Origin of the sequence: Lentzea alba (genome assembly GCF_047445655.1) — a bacterium.
GTDB classification, from domain to species: domain Bacteria; phylum Actinomycetota; class Actinomycetes; order Mycobacteriales; family Pseudonocardiaceae; genus Lentzea; species Lentzea alba_A.
Window position 1 is genome coordinate 82,158 of record NZ_JAJAEG010000026.1, and the last position, 19,136, is coordinate 101,293.

Genomic DNA, 19,136 nt, shown 5'->3' on the forward strand with positions numbered 1-19,136 from the left:
ACTAAAAATTGACACTGTGAGAATCACCCGGCCCCGCTTTCTCCACCTTCTCCAGTCGGTCGGCTGCGGCCGCTGCGCCGCCTGCCGCCAAGAACGACTCCCGCACCAGTTCGGCGGCGGCCGCGTACTCCGGCTCGTCCAGCACGGATTCCAGTGCACTGCGAATATCTGCGGCCCTTGCCCGTGAATAGGTCAGCCGCACGCCTGCTCCAGCCGCCACGACCTGGGCGGCCACGGTCGGCTGGTCGTCCCGGATCGGGGCTACCACCAGCGGCAACCCGTGTGCCAACGCCTCGCAGACCGTGTTGTGGCCGCCGTGCGTGACGACTGCGTCCAGGTGTGGCATCAGCGCCAGTTGGGGCACCGATCGGAGGATGAGGACGTTGGGTGGGGCGGGCCGCGGGTCGCCGACCATCACCACCTGAACGTCGAGGTCAGCCACCGCTTCGAGGGCCTGGCTGAGGAAACGCTCGCCTGCCGGGCCGTTGAGAGTGCCGAGAGAGATGAGGACGCGCCTCTTCTCGTTCAACCTCTCCCACGGGAAGTCCACCCGTTCGACGCGGTGGCTCAGGGCAGGCCCCACAAAGGCCACCTCGTCCCCGAACTCGCCCTCCACCAGCGCCTTCGAGCTGTAGACCAGCACCAGCCGGTCGGAGAACCTGATGTCCCCGCCCGCGAAGTCGTACAGCAGATCGCGCACCCAGGCGTCGACCTTCGGCATCGTCCTCAGTGGATTGATCAGCTCGGCCGACGTGCTCGCCGAAGTGGCCCACGGCAGGTACGCGTGCTGAGCGACCAACGGCCCAGCCAGCGCCTGCTGATCCGCGACGATCATGTCCGGCTCGAACGCCGTCACGGCCTTCGAGACACCGGGCACCATCGCGTGCCCCAGCGGAATCAGGAACTCTTCCCAGAAGAACTTCAGCACCGCCATCCCGCGCAACGCGAGCCACCGCTCTCGTTTCGCGCGGATGTCCGCTTCCAGGTCGTCGTCGATCGCCGGGAACACCACGGCGTTGTCCGGCAACAGGGGCGCCAGGGTTCCGGGATGCCCGACCCACGCCACCTCGTGGCCGCGCGCCAGCAGTTCGCCTCCCACGGAGGCGGTCGGGTTGATGTGGCCGGTCAGCGGCGGCACCACGAACAGGAACCGGCTCATGACGGCAACCAGTCCAGCAGCACGTCGAGCAGCTCGGGCGTCGCCTCGCGGAGCACCGTGTGCCCCAGCCCGGAGACGACGTGCAGCCGGCACGACGGGATGCGCTCCTGCAGTTCCGCGGCTGCCCCGATCAGCTCGGACTCCGCGCCGAACACCCCGAGCACCGGGCACTGCACCTGTGTCAGGTCGAGTTTCGCGCCCGAGCCGAGGTCATCGATCAGCGTCGTGCCGTTCAGCAACGCGTTGGCGTTCACCGCAAGCCGGGCGATCTTGCGTTGGCCGAGGGCCATCAGCTGGTCCTGGGTGCGGTCGAACTCCAAGCCCAGCGCGGCGACGGTCAGCGTGTTCGTGATGTCCTCGAACCACGCGTCGCCGACCACTCCCCCGCACGCCGATTCGACCAGCACGACACCGCCGACTCGTTCGGGAGCCTGGACCGCCGCGTACATCGCGACGACGCCGCCGTAGCTGTTGCCCAGCAGGTAGACCGGCTCGGTCACGCCGATCTCGTCCAGCACCGCGACCAGGTCGAGCGCGCTTTCCTCCGGCGTGTAACCGGATGGCGGCCGTTCGGAGAGACCGTGCCCGCGCAGGTCGAACAACACGGTGCCGAAGCCGCGTGAGGCCAGCGGTGCGGCGAGCGTGTAGTAGAAGCTGGACAGGTTGTCCATCACCAGGCCGTGCACGAAGACCACGGTTGGTGCGTCGGTAGGCCCGAGCCGCTGCACGTGGAAGCGCAGCCCTCGGGCGTGAACGTCAGACACGAGCCGTGATGTGGTCGACGAGCCGTCCGACGGACATCGCCATGATCTCGTCGATGTCCATGTCCGCCAGGAACGCCACGAGGTCGACGCCGTAGTGGGCGTTGAGCTTGTCCGCCAGCGCGACGAACTCGATCGACTCCAGCCCGAGGTCGTCGCTGAACGTGGTGTCACGGGTGATCTCCACGCCCAGCAGGAAGTCCGGCCCGACCACCTCGGTGATCAGCTTGGCGACCTGCTGCAGGACCTCGTCCATCACTTCTCCGTCCTAACCCGGGCGGCGGCGTTGCCTTGTTCTGAAACGACTTCGATCGGGGGCACGGCGAACGCTCCGCGCACTCGGGCGTTGGCGTCCACGGTCAGTTCGGCCGGGTAGATCGGCCCGGCCCCGCGGTCCCACAGCCAGGCGCGCACGGCGTCCTTCACCGCGATCACGCGCAGCAGCCAGTTCCGTTGAGCGGGCACGTCCAGCCCGCCGTAGTGCAGTCTCTCGGCGGCGTTGAGATAGCGGCGCATGATCAGGTCGCGGGTGGCGCTGTCCGCCCAGTTCTCCGCTACGCGCAGCCACTCACCGTCCTGAGTGGACAGCATTTCCGTACCCGGCTTGAGCTTGACCTGCCAGATCCGGTCGTCGGTGGTGAACCGGCGGGTCGTCCAGCCGGTGATCCGGCACCACAGCACGCCGTTCACGGTCAGCTCGGCGTCGGCGACCATCTCCTGGCCGGTCACCGAGCGGATCCAGGCCGTGCACTGAACATCGTCCACAGGTGCGGGCCCGTGGAACGAGACCTGCTCGATCCCGGTCGGCAGCACGGTCTGGTCCACGGTGAGGCTGACCTGCATCCAGTGGCCGATCAGCTGCCCGGCGCTGTCCAGCAACGCGCCCGGCGCCGGCAACGGCGTCAGCACACCGGCGATCCCGTTGTCCGCCAGGCAGTCGATCTTCGTGACGCCCGCGAACGCAGGTCCGTGGAACATCCAGTTGTCCCGGTACAGCTCACCGGCGGTGACCGGTGCTTCGCGGACGCCTTCGAGTTCCTTGCCGACTCGTTGTGCGGTCACCGACGACATGAGCACGATGCCTTCGGCGTAGTCGCCGACCTTCACGACGACGCGGTCGGCACCTTCGGCGCGGGCGGTGATCTTCACGGTCGTCGCGGGCAGCGCGGTGAGCCAGCGCTTCGCCCTGACGTCGGCGAACCCGTGGACGGTGCCGCCGGTGAGCCTGCGGGCGGCGTCGGCGAACACCTCCAGCAGGCCGGTCGCGGGCACGATCGGGAAGCCGTCCGCGAGGTCCGGCCAGCCCGGCGCCTGCGGGAACACCGAGTGGTCGACGAGTTCCGGCATGGTCCTGAGCGAGAACTCGCGGGTGAACCCGGCCTCGTTGGGCCTCAGCGCGCCGACGACCTCGCGCGCCACGGCGTTGGTGTGGGCCAGGAGCTTGTTGACCGCCGCGGACATCGGGCTGTCGTCGGCGACCAGCACGGGTTCGGTGCCGAGCGGGTCGACCTTGATCTTCGGGGTGCCGAGCTGGAGCTTGACCTTGTGCGCGGTGCCGCGCTTGAGCCCGAACGCCCACAACGCCTCCGGCGCGATGTCCGCGTTCACGGCGAGGTGCGGCCGGTCGTTGAGCGTGTCGGCGACGAATCCGGGGAGACTGCCCTGTCCGATTTGGACGAACGCCCGGAAGCCGGCTCCGTGCAGGCGTTCCAGCAGGGGCCGGAACTTCACCGGTTCGACCAGGTGCCGCAGGACCAGCTCGCGGACGTCCTCGGCGGCCATGGGTTCGAGCGAGTTCGCCGACCAGACCGGGATGTCCGAGGTGCGGACCGGCAGCTGGTCGAGCATCTCCTTGGCGCGGCCGAGGTACGGGGCGAGCGCCGGGGTGTGGAAGCCGGTGCGGAACGGCATGAGCTGAGCCATGACGCCGTTGGCCTTCAACCGTTCCAGGACCAGTTCGAGCTTGTCGATCGGGCCGCAGATCACCGACTGGTGGGGGCAGTTGTCGTGACTGATCGTGACGCCGTCGACCAAGTGCGGCTCGGCCGTGTCGGCGGAGCAACCCAGTGCGGCGTAAGCGATGTCGACGACCGCGACCGCGCCGGGCCCGAGGGCGTCGACGAACTGGTCGATCGTCGGGTAGATGCCGCCGACGACCATCGCGGTCCACTCGCCCATGCTGTGGCCCGCCAGCGCGCCGGGCGTGATGCCGAGCGCCATCAGTTCGCGGGCTTCCCGGCGGCCGTCCTGGAGCAGCTGCACGGCGTGGTCGACGACCTCGCCGCTGAACTCGCGCTCGAAGCCCGGGAACAGGAACGCGACCTGATCGGTGCTGGTCAGCAGCGGTTGCGAGGCGAACCAGATGTCGTGCCGGCCGGGCCACGCCTTGCCCTGGTCGACCACGCGCTCGGCGAGCTTGAGCTTGCGGTCGTCGGGGTTGCCGATGGCGAGCCGGAACGCCCGGTCAGCGGTGGACGTGCGGCGGTGTCGAAGCGCTTCGACCAGCTCTTCGGCGGTGTCGGCGGCGAAGGTCATGACCGGCTTGCGCGGTTTCGCGAGGGTGTGGCCGTCGAGGACCGCGTGGGCGTTGATCCCGCCGAACCCGAACGCGTTCACGACCGCGCGGTGCGGGCCGCTCCACTCGCGGGCTTCCTTGACCGGCGTGAACCTGGTGCCGCTCAGCGCGTCGTGCGGGTTCTCGACGTGGAGGGTCGGTGGCAACGTGTTGTGGTGCAACGCGAGCGCGGCCTTGATCAGGCCGGCCATCCCGGCGGCGGGCATCGCGTGGCCGATCATCGACTTCACCGTGCCGATGCCGATCTCGTCGCCGTCCGCACCGAACGCGTTGATCATCGTGGCGAGTTCCGCGGCATCGCCGGCAGGGGTGGCGGTGCCGTGGGCTTCGATCAGGCCGAGCCCGTCCTGGTGCGGATCAAGCCCCGCGCTGGCCCAGGCCCGTTGCACGGCGAGGAGCTGGCCCGCGGGGTTGGGCGTCATCATGCTGGTCGCGCGGCCGTCGCTGGCCGTGCCGATGCCGCGGATCACCGCGTAGACGCGCTCGTCACCGACGTCTTCAAGGCGCTTCAACACGACCATGCCGACGCCCTCGGACAACAGCGTGCCGTCTGCGTTCGCGTCGAACGGCCGGATGCGCTCGCTCGGACTCAACGCCCTGAGCTGGGTGAATACGCTCCACAACGTCGGGTGGTGGCACACGTGCACCGCGCCGGCGAGCATGGCGTCCGCTCGGCCCTCCTGGAGTTCGCGGACGGCGTGCTCGACGGCGACCAGCCCGGACGCGCAAGCCGCGTCGACCGTGTACGCGGTGCCTTTCAGGTCGAAGCGGTTCGCGATGCGGGACGCCGCCAGGTTCGGAACCAGGCCGATCGACGACTCCGGCTGCTCCGGGCCCATGCGGTCGCGGATGGCCCGGCGGACCGTGGCGAGGTCCGCGCCGGCCAGGTTCGGGAAGAGGTCGCGGACCACCGACACGACCTCGTCCGCGAGCCGTACCTTCTGGTCGAGGCGCGCGCACCCCGGTGTGAGATAGCCGCCGCGACCAACGACGACACCGACACGTTCCCGGTTCGGGAGTGCTTGTTCGCCTCCCGCGTCCGCAATCGCTTCCGCGGCCGTGGCGAGGGCCAGCAGCTGGTCCGGCTCCGCGCCGTCCACTGTGGACGGCATGATGCCGAACCGGGTCGGGTCGAACTCCGCCAGGTCGTCGACGAACCCGCCCTTGCGGCAGTAGAACCGGTCGCCAGTGGTGCTGCCCTGGTCGTAGTAGGTGGCCGGGTCCCAGCGTCCGGCCGGGATCTGCCCGATGGCGTCGACGCCGGAGACGATGTTGCGCCAGAACGTCGCGGCATCGGGAGCGCCGGGGAAGACGGCGCCGATCCCGACGATCGCTATGCCTCCCATCGGTAGATCACCTGCACGTCCTGGCTTGAGGCGATCTCGTTCAACAACGCCTGCGCGCCCTGCTCCGGGTCGATCAGCGGGATGCCGCGGCGCGCGTACTCGTCGGCGAGCTCGACCGCCATGCCCGCACCGGCCCAGGGACCCCAGTCGACGGCGACGACCTTCCGTTGAGTGCCCCAGAACCTGGCCATCCGGTCCAGCGCGTCGTTCGCCGCCGAGTAGTCGGCCTGGCCGCGGTTGCCGAACACGCCGCTGACGCTGCCGAACAGGACGAGGAAACCGTCGGTGAACGCCTTGGCGCCGTTGACCTTCGTGGCCCAAACGCGGTCGAACGACTCCTGGGTCTTGTCCGCGATCAGCTTGTCGTCCAGCACGCCCGCGCCGTGGATGACACCGTCGATCTTCCCGAACCTTGCTTTGATGTCGTTCTGGATCTTGGCCACAGCTTCGGCGTCGGTGACGTCGCACTCGTGGTAGCGCACGCTCGACGCCTTGGCGCGCAACCGTTCCATGGTCTGCCGGACTTCGCGCTCGGCCTGGATCCTGCGTGCCTTGGCTGGGACGTCCTTGGTCTCGCCCAGCTCGAACAGCGCCTTGACCAGTTCGGGCTCGGTCGTGGCGTGGGTGAGGCGGTGATCTTCCGGCGCGATGGGGGTTCGGCCGATCAGTTCGACGTGGCAGCCGGTGCGTTCCGCGAGTGCGATCGCGGCCAACGCCGTGATGCCGCGCGCGCCACCGGTCAGCAGCACGACGCTGTCGGCGTCCAGGTTGAGGGTTTTGGGTGCGAGGTCGGCCGGAACCGCTTCGATGACCTGGCGCCTGCCCGCCTGGTAGCCGACGACCGCCGGCCCTGGGCCCATCTCGGCTTCGAGCGCGGTGGCGATGTCGCGGTGGCTTTCCTTGGGGTTGACGTCGACCGCGCGCACCACGAGGTCCGGGTACTCGAGCGCGGCCGTGCGGATCAGGCCGTGCAGCCCGATGTCCGCAGGCAGGCCGTCGGGCATGTGGTCGAAACCGAACGTGCCGCCGCCCGTGGTGACCACGACGAGGTTCACGCCGTTGGTCACGCAGGCCTTGACCTCGCTGAACGCCTCCGGCAGACGTCCGCCGAGCCGGACCACGACGTCGATGCCGGTCAGATCTGCCGGGAAGACCGGTTCGATGCGCGGACGGGTGGTGTGGCGTTCGAGCAGGTCGGCGAGTTCGAGACCGATGCCGTTGTCGTCGATGATCAGCACGGTCTTGCCGGTCAGGTCGACGGGGTCCGCAGGACCGCACGGCACGACCTGGGGAACGAGGCGGACAAGACGGCCGGGCATGGGCGCCGAGGTGGTGGGAGCCCCGGCTGCGAGTGTCAATTGCGGCGCGGCGGTGGCGAGCGCGGGCTGGGACGCGGTCGGCGAAGCACCGAACCACCCCACGATGGCCTCGATCGTCTTGAGCTGCGCCAGCTCGTCGATCTCCCCCGCCGCCCCCAACTCCTGGGCCAGCTCGCCGACGATCTCCGTCCGCTTGATCGAGTCGATCGACAGGTCCGCTTCCAGATCCAGCCCCGGCTGCAACATCTCCACCGGATAGCCGGTGCGGGTGCTGATCGTCTGGAGCACGACGGCCCTGACGTCCTTCACCGGAGCACTGACCGGCGCGGCGGAGCCGAACCAGCCGACGATCCCCTCGATCGTCTTGAGCTGCGCCAGCTCGTCCACCGACCCGGCCGCACCCAGCTCGGCCACCAGCTCGCCGACGATCTCGGTGCGCTTGATCGAGTCGATCGACAGGTCGGCTTCCAGGTCCAGGCCCGGCTGCAGCATCTCGACGGGATAGCCCGTCCGCGTGCTGATCGTCCGCAGCACGACCGCGCCCACGTCCTCCTGCGGCTTGGCCACCGCGACCGGGGCGGCGACGACAGCCTGTTCGATCACCTGCCTCGGCGCCGGGACCTCGGCGGGAGCGGTGCCGAGGTAGCTCAGCAGGACGTCGCGCTGGGCGCTGACCGCGTCGCGCATGCCGTCCAGGAACTTCTCGATGATCTCGTCGCGCCCCAGCCCCGATCCGACCTTCAAGGTCGGGAACTCGGTAGCGGGCCGCAGCCCGCCGGGCAGTGCGTCGCCGTTCGCGTCCCGCACGAGACCTCCATCCACGTACCAGCCCGGCCGTGGCGGCACGACCGTGGCGGGTTCGGCCCTGTCCTCGAACAGCGGTGCGGCGTCCACCTCGACGCCGGCGACCGCGAGTTCCGCGAGCGTGCGCAGGAACGTGACGTGGTCGTCGCAGCGCAACGCCTGGTGCGGGCGGTCGCCGAGGGTCTTGCCCACCAACGACGTCAGCACGCCACCAGGCCCGGCCTCGACGAAGATCCGCGCGCCTGCCTCGTACATCGACTCGATCTGGTCCACGAACCGGACCCGGCCCGCGAGCTGCGCGGCCAGGCCGGCCAGCACATCCATGTGGGGTTGAGCGCTGACGTTCGACCACACCGGGAAAGCCGTCTCACCAATGGAAATGGCCGACAAACGGGCCGCGAACCGGTCACGGGCACCCGCCATCAGCGGGCTGTGGAACGCGGCGGCCACCGGGATGTCCTTGACGCTCAGTCCGGCCTCTCGAAGCGCTTCGACGGCATTCTCGACCGCAGCTGTCGGGCCTGAGATGACGACCTGCTCGGGTGCGTTGTGGTTGGCCACCACGACATCCGCCGGTAGAAGCGCCTCGACATCTGCCAATGGCGCGGACACCGCCGCCATCGTGCCGGGATCCTCGCCGACCGCCTCCAGCATCGCCTCGGCCCGCGCCACACTCAACGAGAGCAGGTCGGCAGCCTCGAACACACCGGCGGCAGTGAGGGCGACGAGCTCGCCGTAGCTGTGCCCGCCGGCCAGATCCGGCCGCACCCCAACGGATTCCAGCAGAGCCGTGACCATCAGCCCGGCGATGCCGAGCGTCGGCTGGGCCATCCGCGTGTCGGTGATCGCGGCGCGTTGCGCGGCGACATCCTCCGCGGTCAAAGCAGTCGGCGGGTACATCACCCGCTCGTACTGAGGATCAACGAACTCCTGCAGCCGCGGGAAAGCCGTGACCAGGTCGAGCAGCATGCCGGGCCGCTGGCTGCCCTGACCGGGGTACAGGAACGCGATCTTCGGCCGCTCTCCCCCACGCAACCGGACGGCCTCCGAAGCTCGCCACACCTCAACATCCGCGAGCGCCGCACGCAAACCGGCGTGATCACTGACGACGAACGCCGCCTGGACCGTTCCGCTGCCACAGGCCGCGGCCAGTGAGCGCAACGGCGTGCGGTCGTCGACCAGCCCGGCGAGACGAGCGGCTTCCCGTTGTGCGGCAGCCTGATCATCACCGCGGATCAGGAACAGCTCGGCGGGCCAGACGGTTCGGCCGTGGCGCGGCTCGTCCGCACCGGCGTAGCCGGAAAGCACGGTGTGGAAGTTGGTGCCGCCGAAGCCGAACGCGCTGACACCCGCGACCCGTTGCGAGACCGGCGCGGCCCAGGTGCGGTGGCCGAAGGCGAACGGGCTGGTCTCGGCGTTCCAGAAAGCGTTGGGCTGCTTGACGTGCAACGTGCCGGGCCGCACTCCGGTGTGCACGGCCAGCGCCGCCTTGATCACGCCGGCCAGTCCCGCCGCGCACTTGGTGTGCCCGATCTGCGACTTCACCGACCCGATCGTGCAGGTGCCGGCCTCGACCCCGGCGAACATCTCGGTCAGCGACGCCAACTCGGTCCGGTCGCCCACCACGGTTCCCGTGCCGTGCGCCTCGACCAGCCCGACCGACGTGACCGGCAACCCCGCCGATGCGTAAGCTCGGCGCAGAGCCCGCTGCTGGCCTTCCGGACGCGGCGCGGTGAGCCCCATCGACCGGCCGTCACTCGACGCGCCGATGCCCTTGATCACCGCGTACACCCGGTCGCCGTCGCGTTCGGCATCGGCAAGCCGCTTCAGCACCACACACGCGACACCTTCGCCCAGAGCGATGCCATCGGCGGCCGAGTCGAACGTCGCGCAACGGCCCTTGGCCGACAACGCCTTGACCGAGGCGAACATCTGGTAGTCGTGCGCGCTGTTGTGCAGGTCGACCGCGCCGCACAGCACCATGTCGCTGGTGCCGCCGACAAGTTCCTTGCACGCCACGTCGAGCGCGGCGAGGCTGGACGCGCAGGCCGCGTCGACCGTGTAGTTCGCGCCGCCGAGGTCGAGCCGGTTGGCGACCCGGCCGGAGATGACGTTGCCCAGCACGCCGGGGAAGGAGTCCTCGGTCAGCGCCGGCAGGTGGTCGTCCAGGCCGCGAATTCCCAACGCGGGCAACGCTGTGCGGACGGTGTAAGCGTTTGCGAGGTCGGCGCCGGCCTCGGCACCGAAGATCACCGACGCACGCTCGCGGTCGAACACACGCGTCGCGTAGCCAGCATCCTTGAGTGCTTGCGCCGCCACCTCCAACGCCAGCAGCTGCGCCGGTTCGATCGAGGTCAGCGAGGCGGGCGGGATGCCGTAGACGAGCGGGTCGAACGCCGTGCGCGGGATGAACCCGCCCCACTTGAACGGGCTGTTGTAGCGCTCGGGCGACCAGCGGTCCGCGGGGATCTCGGTGATGGAGTCGGTGCCTGCCAGCACGTTCGACCAGAACTCGGCCACGTCCCGCGCGCCCGGCATGATCGCGGCCATGCCGACGATGGCGACGTCCAGCGGTTCTCGTTCGACGGTCTCCGAACTGCTCTCGGGCAGCACGCCGGAGCAGATGTCCTCGTGCAGCTGGGCGATCGTGGTGCGCTCGGATCGCAGGGTCGCGACCTGGCCGATCATGAACATGCCCTCGCGGCGCTGTTCGTCTTCGTCGACCGCGACCAGCCCGTCCTCGCCGCGAACGAGTCCGCGGCTGGCCAGCCGAAGCCGGCCCAGGTTGAGCTGTTCGAGCCGCTCCCAGCTCTCCTGCTTGGGCAGTCCCGCCAGCTCGGCCCGCGCCTGCTCGAACGTGTCCACATAGGACGTCTGTGCGCAGCGAACCGCGTGTCCCGGCGAGGTCTCCAGCAGCGCGGTGTCCTCGCACTCCAGTGCGACCTGCTGGAACACCGGCCGGATCGCACCGTGCTCAACAGCTTCCTCGGTGAACAGGTAGGCCGTGCCGACCAGCACGCCGATCGCCGCGCCGCGGGCGGCAAGCGGTGCGGTCATCGCGGAGATCATCGCGGCCGAACGGGCGTCGTGGATGCCGCCCGCGAACAAGGCGACGACGTCCTTCTCTCGGCCGCGCAGCACGTCGATCTGCTGCTGCCACAACGTGAAGCTGGTTCGAGGGCCCGTGTGCCCGCCGCACTCCGAGCCCTCGAAGACGAACTTGCGCGCACCCTCGTCGAGGAACCGGCGCAGCAATGCGGGCGACGGCACGTGGAGAAACGCTTCGATCCCAGCGGACTCCAGCTCACGTGCCTGCGCGGGCGTGCCACCGGCGACGATCGCGTACCGCGGCCGCACCGCCAGCACGGCCTCCAGTTGCCGCGCCCGCAGCTCCTGCGGCGCGAACCCCAGCAGCCCAACGCCCCACGGACGGTCGCCGAGCTTCGCGGCGGTCTCCTCCAGCAGCTCGTGAACCGCCGGACCCTCCATCAACGCGAGCGCGAGGAACGGCAGCGCACCGCCCTCCGCGACGGCCGCCGCGAACGCCGGCTGGTCGCTGACGCGGGTCATCGGCCCCTGCGCGATCGGGTACCGCAGGCCCGGCACGCGGTTGCAGAACGGCCCACCGGCCCGGATCGAGCGGTGTTCGCCCGCCTGTGCCACATTGTCCCGAATGGCGCGCTGAATCGCGCCGACCACGCCTCCGACGGTCCCAAACGAGACGCGATTGAATTCCGCGAAGGCGCCTTCCTGCCCTATTTCAAGCGTGTTCCGACGAACATGTACACGCAACCCGTCGTTCACGACGGTGTCAGCTCCGTCCATCATCCGGACGACGTTCACAATTTCTCGCGAAATGTGTTTTCGAGCCTCACCGACCAGTGCGAGCTGGCCTTCCAGCACCACCCCGCGCGCACCGCCGGCGATCGCCGCGGCAGCAGTGTCGGGACCGATCGAACCAGCCGCCCAGACCGGCAGATCGGTCACCGCGAGTACCTGTTGAAGCAGGACGAACGCGGGCGAACCACCCACTCGGCCGCCGGTCTCGGCACCCTTGGTGATCAACCCGGTGGCACCGAACTCGATCGCCGCAACGGCCTCGTCCACCGAGGTGATCATTGCCAGGATTCGACGTTCGCCCAGCTCAGTCAGGTTCGGAACATGTCGAACGAGATCAACCACCACGGTGTCGACGGCCTCGGGCAAGGCAACCGTCAACGGCCCGTGCAGGCGCACCCCGAAGGCGCGCGGGTGACGCGCGGTCACCCGCCGAAGATCGGCCGCGGCGTTCGACCCGAGGTCGAGCACGCCGAGGCCGCCCGCTCGTTCGGCCGCGACCACAAGGGCAGGGTTGGGGGTGCTGAGCGGGCTCAGGCACAGCACCCGATCTCGATCCGACGGCATGTTCACTGCGCTCGCTTCCTCACCGTGCAGGGGTGGGGAGAAAGGAATTCAGCTAGGGTTCCTACTGACCGGTACGGTTAGTGCGCGCTCACCGTACGCACAAACCGCAGGCGCCGTCGAGAGGGGTGATGAAACTTTCTCACATGCGTAACCTGACGAATGGCCCCAGATGGCGGGGCCCATTACGCCAGTTCGCGGATGGCGCGGCGTGCTATGGCCGCAGTGGGCTCAGAACAGGCCGTTGCCGTGCGGCAGTTCGGCCGGGATCGGCGCGATGACGTCCCAGTGCTCGACGATCTTCCCGTCCTGCACGCGGAACAGGTCCCAGTACGCCACCGGTTCCCCGAACTCGCCCTCCGACTGAAGCAGCACCAGATCACCTTCGGCGACAACCTTGTGAACGGTCTTGTAAACCAGGTTCTTGCCCTGCCCGGCCCACTTCGCCGCGGCGGCGCCGAACCCGGTGAGCCCGTCGGCGGCCTCCGGGTTGTGCTGCAGGTAGGTCTCGGTGGAGATGTAGTCGGTCAGCACGGTGTAGTCCGCGTCCTGCAACACACGTTGCGCGAACCCTCGGACGAACGCACGTGAGTTCTCGGTGTCGACGTTCGCCGACTGGGTCGGACCGTCCGTCTGGGACCGTCCGCTCGCCGTCTCCTCGACGACGGGCGTGAGCGCGTCCCAGTGCTCGGCGAGCTTGCCGTCCGCCACCCGGAAGAGGTCGAACGCGACCAGCGGCTCCGGCCCGAAACCGCGGTAGATGCCGTGCAGCGCAACGAGATCACCATCCGCGATCACGCGCGCCAGCTCGTAGTGGAAGCCCTCCGGCAAGTTCGCGACGAGCCCCCGCAACGCCTCAGGCCCGTCACCGATGAGTGCGCTGTGCTGGCGGTAGTCCGGTGCGACCCAGCGGTCCACAGCGGACGGATCCTTGTCACCGAAGAGTTCGCCGGCGGCCTTGAGCACGAGTTCCTTGTTGTCCATGGCTCATACGATCTCCCGGCAGCGCACCGGAAACGAGGTAGGATCACGCCTCACCATGGTCAGAAGTGGACACGTCGCCAGCTTCGGCTTCAGCAACCCCGACCGCGGCCCGCTGGGTCTCGAAGTGCTCGACCTCGCCGTGCTCCGCCGCAGGCTCACCGAAGACACGCTGACGAAGGTGCACCGCACCGACTTCCACCAGCTGTTCCTGGTCACCGCGGGCCAGGCCACCACCATGGTCGATTTCGTGGACCACCCGTGCGAACCCGGCACGTTGCTCCACATCAGCCCCGGCCGCGTGCTGCGCCTGCCCACCGGCGACGCGGAGGCGTTCATGGTCCTTTTCACCCCGGCGTTCCCGCCCCCGCTCGACGGCACCCGCCAGCTGCTCACGCCGTTCGGCCCGGCGGCCCGCACCATCCCCAAGGCGGAGCAGGCGGTCTTCACCCGCGCGGTGCGCGATCTGCTGCACGAGTACCGCCGCAACGTGCTGACGAACGAGCCACCGGACCTGCTCCGCCAGCTGCTCGGCGCGTTGCTGCTGCGCGCCGCCCGCTTGCCGATCGACGTGGAGCTGGGGCCCGGCGACGCTCGCTTCGAGCGCTTCCAACAAGAGCTGGAGCGTTCGTTCGCGACCACCCGCAACGCCGGCGACTACGCGGCCAGGATCGGTTACTCGACACGCAGCCTCAACCGCATCTGCCTCGCCGCGACCGGCCAGTCGGCGAAGGCGTTGATCGACGCCCGTGTCGTGCTGGAGGCCAAGCGCCTGCTCGTGCACACCGACCTGTCGTCGGCGGCGATCGGGCACCGGCTGGGGTTCAGCGAGGCCACCAACTTCACCAAGTTCTTCACCCGTGAGGCGGGCATCTCACCCGGCGCCTTCAGGGACTGAGGAATTGCTCTCGGAGCGATTCGGCGATAGTCGACAGGGCAACGCATGCGCTAATTTCGGCGGATGAATTTCACGCACGAGGGGGTCGTCGTGAGAGAAACACCGGATACCGCCGCACTCCTGTTGGGGAGGGTGCGGGCGGAGGTGCTCCGTTCAGCCGACCGCAATCCGACGATGGGTGAACTAGCCCACCTGACCAGCACCGCGCGGAGCGTCACGACCTATCACTGCGAGATGCTCGAGGAAGCAGGACTGCTGGTCAGAGAGCGGCAAGGGCAGTCGGTGCGGGTCCGCCGCACGATCATGGGCAGCGCACTGCTCACCCTGCTCTCGTCTCATTTCAAAGATTCTTGAAAAGCTAGCCGCGACTCGGCCCAAGAAATAAAGTGCATCGAGTTCATTTCAACCACGTCCTGGGCGACCATCGTGAGAAAAATGCTCGCACTCTTCGCCGTGCTCATCTCGGCCATCATCGCCGCGCCCGTACAGCAGTGGGACTGCGTCAACCAGGCCGGCGCCTACTGGGAGGCCTACACCGCGGGCGGCGGCTACGTCTACGTCGTCAACCGCAACAGTGGCAAGTGTCTCGAAATCCAGAGCTCGGCCACGCACAACGGAGCCCCGGCACAGCAGTACCGGTGCGAGGCCCTTCCCACCATGAACTGGGCTCTGCCTTTCTGACCGGTTGACGACACCGTCCGCGGCCCCGGACCAACCGGGGCCGCGGACGGCTGTCACAGAACCGGCCCTCGCCCGGTCTCGACTGATGACCGGACGGCAACGGACGCCTCCGGTGGGACGGGAAGGCGTGACATGAGCGGCGACTGGCGTGACCTCGAACGCGAGGTCGAGGACGAACTGAGGATGGCGAAGGCCAGCCGTCCCGACGAGGAGATGAGCGCGCCGATCGAGGACTGGCGGTTCGACCCGACGGACGTCCAGCGCTACGAGGTCGGGTTGCACAGCCTGCTCGACGCGGTGGAGGCCGAGCACGACGGCTCGCAGCAGGGTCCGCTCGCCCCGTGAACGCCAGATGGGAGATCTTGTGATGAGCAAGCACGTGCTGGAGCCCGCCGCGCAGGAGTTCGCGGACGCGACGGCGAAGCCTCCCCTGCTGTACGAGCTCGGGGCGGCCGGCGCGCGGAAGGTTCTCGACGACGTTCAGGCGGCGCCGATCGACAAGTTGCCGGTGGACGAGAAGTAGGCGGCGTCGCTCGACAGCGAGCGCAGCGGGTTGGCGACGGCCGCGACCTTGTACCCGTGCTGGTGCAGCCTCGTGATGACGTTGCTCCAGCTCGAAGCGTCCGCCCACGCTCCGTGCACGAGCACGATGGTGGGCTTCTGCACAGGCTTGTCCACCTGGGCGACAGCGCCCAGCGTCGGGCTGACGCTCAGGGTCAGCAGGACGACGGCGAGGATGCAGAGCGCCGTGGCGCGGCGAGCAGCGGAACCGAATGTGATGGTCATGGTTCTGGTCCTGTTCTGGGTGACGATCGACTCGTCCAGGAAGACCAGGCCTCCGCTCGCCGCGTGACATCTCGGCCCCGCGGACCGTTCGCGACGTGGCCGCGTACGAACATCCCGCCCTCGTTCACGTCGACGGTGATGCCACGCGCTAGGACGAGGATCCCGCGCGCATTGTCCGGCGCACCATGAAGTCCAGCATCGAGCCGCACATCGTCAAGAGCTGTAAGGCGCCGCCGGGACAAGCTCTACCTGGTCGACCAGTTGGCGCCCTTCCACGTGCTCCGGAAGCTCTAGACGGTCCGGCGATCCCGATCGGCACCGCCAGGCGAAGGGTCACCTCGAGGAGTCGGTCGAGAAGGTCAAGTGGTCGACCTTGCCCTCCGTCTCCAAACCCTTGTCACCAGTGCGCGACTGGCGAACGATCTTCATCCCGTGAACTCGTGCGGACCGGACAGCGGAGCCTGTCCGGCACCTCATTCGCAGGCCGCCAGCACCAGGCAGAGCAGGTTGCCTTTGTCGTCGACGATCTCCCAGCCCGTGACGTACTCCGCGTCGTGCACGGGGAAGACGAAGGCGTTCGCACCGGTTTCCTGGTCCAACACCACGTTCGTCCAGTTGTCCTGTCGGCGGCTCGGTCCTCTGGCCCGGATGTCGCCTCGCGCATCACGCACGAAGACGGGCGTGCCGTCCTCGTCATGCGGGAGCGACGCGCGCATGGCCTCGTCACCCCACAAGACGGCGTAGTCCTCGATGAAGTGGCTGTCGTCGTAGCCGGGGACGTTCCAGTCCGCCGCCGCGATCCTTGAGGGCTCGGTCAACGGGATCACGACCATGGTGACGGTGTGCCAGGACGCGTCGGGGTCCTCGCCGTCCGGGGTGTAGGGGCAGGAGCCCACGTGCACGGGGTGGCTGCCCGCGGGCAGGCGGTGGTTGAACCCGCCCTCGGTGCGCCACGGGGTCTCCCAGGTGATCGGGCTGTCGAGCACGACGAGATCACCGGCGTGGTCGAACCACACTGGCCTGGTCGCGACGGAGTACGCCGGCCGGGCGGGCGCGTACTTGTCGGTCAACCGCCACAGCAGTTCTTCCATTTCCATTGGTGTCGTGTTCCCTTTCGGTGTCGAAGGTCGGCGGGTAGGTCGAGCATGCGCGGCGCCCTGTGGTCACCCCGTCGCCAGATTGACGCTACGTCGACGGCGACCGGAGACTGGCGGTTGAGAAGGGGAGTATTCCTTCGCACCGATGTCGTCAACACGGACCCCGCGTCGAGCGGTCGAACCGGCTTCCGCCGCTCAGGGAAGAGGTCCCGGTGTCGGTGGCTTCGCGACTCGTTCCCGTGCACGATCAGAATTTCTCGGCGCACCACGACCATCAGCCTGCCCGCTGCCAGCATGATCATTAGCACATCACAGACCACGCTCCCGGCAAGCGCTTCGCCCGCGCTAGAGGTGCGACTGCGGCACAAGCCGTTGCCAGCGACCAGACCACTGCGACCCAGATTCTTCCTGCCGTCGTGGGGATGCAGTACTGCTTCGTCACCGCAGACGGCCGTGTTGCCTGGCCGCGTGTCAAGACCTCCACGTTGTCTTCCTTCGACGCATCTGCCTTCCTGGTCCTCCGTCTGCATGTGGCACCCGTGAGCCTTGCAAGACAGGCACTGCGGCTGTGGATGAAGCGGACACGACGGTGGCGGCTTCGGTGGAGGCTGATGGTTGGCCGGTAGCCAAGATGACCTCCAGGACTGACTTTGGCCGCAGTCCAGTTTCACTCCACTTAGTACGGTGGGCAGCGGCAGGATGCACACAAGTGCCTACGACACAAGCATCTCTCGCCCGCTCCACGTAGGCAGTTCCTGGCCGATGTGGCGAGGAGGCTGTCGCCGGGCTTCAGGTTCCCGAAGCACGTGGGCAAGCTAGCCGCGGAGGCGTTCAAGCCCGTTCAGGAGCAGGTCGAGGGTGAACTCGAACTCGATCTGGCTGTCGCACCACCCGAGGTTGGGATCGGTGCTGTCGTGGACCTCGGCTGCCATCATGGCGGTCAGGTGCGGCACGGCTGCGGCCATCGCGGCAAAGTCTGCTTCCGCGGCATCAGCCTCCATGCTCCCGCCGGCTGACTCCGGACTGAAGATCTCCTGCGCGAACCCGAGCGGCAGGCTGCCGAACGCGTGCAGCGCCCGGTGCGCGAGGTGGTAGGAGAAACCGGCACCGACGAGAGTGCCCACGATCCCGTCGTAGTAGCTGTACACGCTGGCGGGGACGGTCCGGCGCGAGCCGAGCAGCCCAGGTACCCACGGGTGACGCAACATGACCTGACGCGCCGCGAGGAACTGCCGCCGCAGCCGCGTGCGCCAGTCCTCGTCACCGCCACTCGGGTCAAGGCTGCCGACCTCGGCACCGACCTCGGCGATCACGGTCTCGACGACGCCGTCGAGCAGGGCCTCTTTGTCGGGCAGGTGGTAGTAGAGCGACATGGCCTCGACGTTGAGATCGCCGGCGAGGCGACGCATCGTCAACGCCTGAATCCCCTGTGCATCGGCCAGTGCGATCGCCGCAGCCAGCACGCGCTCGCGGCTGAGCGGCTTCCTGGACGCCTTCGCTGCCACCAGCCTCCCAACTCTTGCACTCACCTTACATCGTATGGTCACCTTACAACGTAAGAATCGCGAACCGGATTCGATCACCGCCATGAGCCGATGCGGCCTCCGAAGGAGCCACCATGCACGCGCTGATCCGTACCGCACGCACGACCGGGCTGCTCTACCTCGGCCTCGCCATCACAGGGTTGGTCGGTTTCCTGTTCATCCGGTCACAACTCTTCGTGGCCGACGATCCCGGCGCGACATTGGCCAACCTGGTCGAGCACGAGTTGCTGGCCCGGGCCGGCGTCGCCTTCGAACTGCTCATCGTCGTCACCCAGACCCTTGCCGCCGTGTGGTTCTACCGCCTTTTCCGCACCGCGGACCCGCTCGCCGCCGGCGGCATCGCCGCGTTCGGTCTCATCAACGCGGTCGTGATCCTCGTCAGCGCGGGCCTGCTGGGCACGGCGCTCCACGTCGCGCTCGATCCGGTCGGGGACGCGGCAGCCACCGTCCAACTCCTGTACCTGGTCAGCGGCGACATGTGGGGCGTGGGCGCACTGTTCTTCGGCCTGTGGCTCATCCCCATGGGCCTGTGCGTGCTCCGCTCGGGCTGGATGCCACGCGCCCTCGGCTGGATCCTCGTCGTCGGCGGCGTCGGATACCTGCTCAGCGCGTTTGTCGGATACCTCGCCCCCGACGTGCCGGTGGTCGCCGACGCTCTGGTCTTCCCCGCGACCGTCGGCGAGTTCTGGATGATCGGCTACCTGCTCGTCCGCGGGGTCCGCAGCCAAGCACTGCACGAAGCATCGTCAACCGAGCGCACGCCGACACCGGCTGCGAGCTGACC

Annotated in this window: 16 protein-coding genes; 7 read left to right on the forward strand and 9 right to left on the reverse strand. The window is 68.5% G+C overall.

Features of this window, described 5'->3' with window-relative positions; genetic code table 11:
* Nucleotide 1: 1 nt before the first annotated feature.
* Genes LFM09_RS35480 through LFM09_RS35500 form a run of 5 tightly spaced genes read right to left on the reverse strand, consistent with a single transcriptional unit; the run spans nucleotide 2 to nucleotide 11,627 of the window.
* Nucleotides 2-1,159, reverse strand: a complete 1,158-nt coding sequence (locus LFM09_RS35480; RefSeq protein ID WP_414100968.1) for a glycosyltransferase — start codon at nucleotides 1,157-1,159, stop codon at nucleotides 2-4.
* Entirely contained in the window at nucleotides 1,156-1,923 is a 768-nt protein-coding gene (locus LFM09_RS35485; protein ID WP_414100969.1) for an alpha/beta fold hydrolase, read from the reverse strand. The genes LFM09_RS35480 and LFM09_RS35485 overlap by 4 nt, the downstream gene beginning before the upstream one ends.
* The gene (locus tag LFM09_RS35490) at nucleotides 1,916-2,176 is read right to left on the reverse strand and encodes an acyl carrier protein (RefSeq protein WP_036014077.1); all 261 of its coding nucleotides are present in this window, start codon (nucleotides 2,174-2,176) and stop codon (nucleotides 1,916-1,918) included. The genes LFM09_RS35485 and LFM09_RS35490 overlap by 8 nt, the downstream gene beginning before the upstream one ends.
* Nucleotides 2,176-5,841: a beta-ketoacyl synthase N-terminal-like domain-containing protein gene (locus LFM09_RS35495; RefSeq protein ID WP_414100970.1), complete on the reverse strand. Its 3,666-nt coding sequence runs from the start codon at nucleotides 5,839-5,841 to the stop codon at nucleotides 2,176-2,178. Before LFM09_RS35495 ends, LFM09_RS35490 begins: the two co-directional genes overlap by 1 nt.
* On the reverse strand, nucleotides 5,829-11,627 hold the full coding sequence (locus LFM09_RS35500; RefSeq protein WP_414100971.1) for an SDR family NAD(P)-dependent oxidoreductase: 5,799 nt from the start codon (nucleotides 11,625-11,627) through the stop codon (nucleotides 5,829-5,831). The genes LFM09_RS35495 and LFM09_RS35500 overlap by 13 nt, the downstream gene beginning before the upstream one ends.
* On the opposite strand from LFM09_RS35500, the gene LFM09_RS35505 reads away from it, so the two are divergent.
* Nucleotides 11,607-12,449, forward strand: a complete 843-nt coding sequence (locus LFM09_RS35505; RefSeq protein WP_414100972.1) for a hypothetical protein — start codon at nucleotides 11,607-11,609, stop codon at nucleotides 12,447-12,449. The genes LFM09_RS35500 and LFM09_RS35505 overlap by 21 nt on opposite strands.
* A 147-nt stretch (nucleotides 12,450-12,596) precedes the next feature.
* Here LFM09_RS35505 and LFM09_RS35510 read toward each other — a convergent pair whose 3' ends face one another.
* A complete protein-coding gene (locus tag LFM09_RS35510) occupies nucleotides 12,597-13,349 on the reverse strand; it encodes a nuclear transport factor 2 family protein (protein ID WP_414100973.1) in 753 nt (250 codons plus the stop codon).
* Between the two features lie 55 nt (nucleotides 13,350-13,404).
* Between LFM09_RS35510 and LFM09_RS35515 the strand changes: the two genes are divergently transcribed.
* From LFM09_RS35515 to LFM09_RS35535, 5 genes are all read left to right on the forward strand, one after another.
* Entirely contained in the window at nucleotides 13,405-14,244 is an 840-nt protein-coding gene (locus LFM09_RS35515; RefSeq protein ID WP_414100974.1) for an AraC family transcriptional regulator, read from the forward strand.
* A 63-nt stretch (nucleotides 14,245-14,307) separates the two neighbouring features.
* Nucleotides 14,308-14,598 carry a hypothetical protein gene (locus LFM09_RS35520; protein ID WP_414100975.1) on the forward strand — a complete coding sequence of 97 codons (291 nt, stop codon included), beginning with the start codon at nucleotides 14,308-14,310 and terminating at the stop codon, nucleotides 14,596-14,598.
* 81 nt (nucleotides 14,599-14,679) lie between these two features.
* Nucleotides 14,680-14,925, forward strand: a complete 246-nt coding sequence (locus tag LFM09_RS35525) for an RICIN domain-containing protein (RefSeq protein WP_414100976.1) — start codon at nucleotides 14,680-14,682, stop codon at nucleotides 14,923-14,925.
* A gap of 132 nt (nucleotides 14,926-15,057) precedes the next feature.
* Nucleotides 15,058-15,270: a hypothetical protein gene (locus tag LFM09_RS35530; protein ID WP_414100977.1), complete on the forward strand. Its 213-nt coding sequence runs from the start codon at nucleotides 15,058-15,060 to the stop codon at nucleotides 15,268-15,270.
* 22 nt (nucleotides 15,271-15,292) lie between these two features.
* The gene (locus tag LFM09_RS35535; protein ID WP_414100978.1) at nucleotides 15,293-15,448 is read left to right on the forward strand and encodes a hypothetical protein; all 156 of its coding nucleotides are present in this window, start codon (nucleotides 15,293-15,295) and stop codon (nucleotides 15,446-15,448) included.
* On the opposite strand, the gene LFM09_RS35540 is transcribed toward LFM09_RS35535, so the two are convergent.
* The 3 genes from LFM09_RS35540 to LFM09_RS35550 all read right to left on the reverse strand — a co-directional run bounded on the left by LFM09_RS35540 (nucleotide 15,406) and on the right by LFM09_RS35550 (nucleotide 18,313).
* Entirely contained in the window at nucleotides 15,406-15,711 is a 306-nt protein-coding gene (locus LFM09_RS35540; protein WP_414100979.1) for a hypothetical protein, read from the reverse strand. The two genes, LFM09_RS35535 and LFM09_RS35540, sit on opposite strands and share 43 nt — an antisense overlap.
* A 473-nt stretch (nucleotides 15,712-16,184) precedes the next feature.
* Nucleotides 16,185-16,802, reverse strand: coding sequence for a hypothetical protein (locus LFM09_RS35545; protein WP_414100980.1), 618 nt, complete (start codon nucleotides 16,800-16,802; stop codon nucleotides 16,185-16,187).
* Between the two features lie 821 nt (nucleotides 16,803-17,623).
* Nucleotides 17,624-18,313, reverse strand: a complete 690-nt coding sequence (locus LFM09_RS35550; protein WP_414100981.1) for a TetR/AcrR family transcriptional regulator — start codon at nucleotides 18,311-18,313, stop codon at nucleotides 17,624-17,626.
* Between the two features lie 113 nt (nucleotides 18,314-18,426).
* Between LFM09_RS35550 and LFM09_RS35555 the strand changes: the two genes are divergently transcribed.
* The gene (locus LFM09_RS35555) at nucleotides 18,427-19,134 is read left to right on the forward strand and encodes a DUF4386 domain-containing protein (RefSeq protein WP_414100982.1); all 708 of its coding nucleotides are present in this window, start codon (nucleotides 18,427-18,429) and stop codon (nucleotides 19,132-19,134) included.
* Nucleotides 19,135-19,136: the final 2 nt, after the last annotated feature.

What these genes read in the sequence shown, in the direction of transcription:
- LFM09_RS35480 (WP_414100968.1), bottom strand. Translation starts at nt 1,159, where the DNA reads ATGAGCCGGTTCCTGTTCGTGGTGCCGCCGCTGACCGGCCACATCAAC.
- LFM09_RS35490 (WP_036014077.1), bottom strand. Translation starts at nt 2,176, where the DNA reads ATGGACGAGGTCCTGCAGCAGGTCGCCAAGCTGATCACCGAGGTGGTC.
- LFM09_RS35495 (WP_414100970.1), bottom strand. Translation starts at nt 5,841, where the DNA reads ATGGGAGGCATAGCGATCGTCGGGATCGGCGCCGTCTTCCCCGGCGCT.
- LFM09_RS35510 (WP_414100973.1), bottom strand. Translation starts at nt 13,349, where the DNA reads ATGGACAACAAGGAACTCGTGCTCAAGGCCGCCGGCGAACTCTTCGGT.
- LFM09_RS35515 (WP_414100974.1), top strand. Translation starts at nt 13,405, where the DNA reads ATGGTCAGAAGTGGACACGTCGCCAGCTTCGGCTTCAGCAACCCCGAC.
- LFM09_RS35520 (WP_414100975.1), top strand. Translation starts at nt 14,308, where the DNA reads ATGAATTTCACGCACGAGGGGGTCGTCGTGAGAGAAACACCGGATACC.
- LFM09_RS35525 (WP_414100976.1), top strand. Translation starts at nt 14,680, where the DNA reads ATGCTCGCACTCTTCGCCGTGCTCATCTCGGCCATCATCGCCGCGCCC.
- LFM09_RS35530 (WP_414100977.1), top strand. Translation starts at nt 15,058, where the DNA reads ATGAGCGGCGACTGGCGTGACCTCGAACGCGAGGTCGAGGACGAACTG.
- LFM09_RS35535 (WP_414100978.1), top strand. Translation starts at nt 15,293, where the DNA reads ATGAGCAAGCACGTGCTGGAGCCCGCCGCGCAGGAGTTCGCGGACGCG.
- LFM09_RS35540 (WP_414100979.1), bottom strand. Translation starts at nt 15,711, where the DNA reads ATGACCATCACATTCGGTTCCGCTGCTCGCCGCGCCACGGCGCTCTGC.
- LFM09_RS35545 (WP_414100980.1), bottom strand. Translation starts at nt 16,802, where the DNA reads ATGGAAGAACTGCTGTGGCGGTTGACCGACAAGTACGCGCCCGCCCGG.
- LFM09_RS35555 (WP_414100982.1), top strand. Translation starts at nt 18,427, where the DNA reads ATGCACGCGCTGATCCGTACCGCACGCACGACCGGGCTGCTCTACCTC.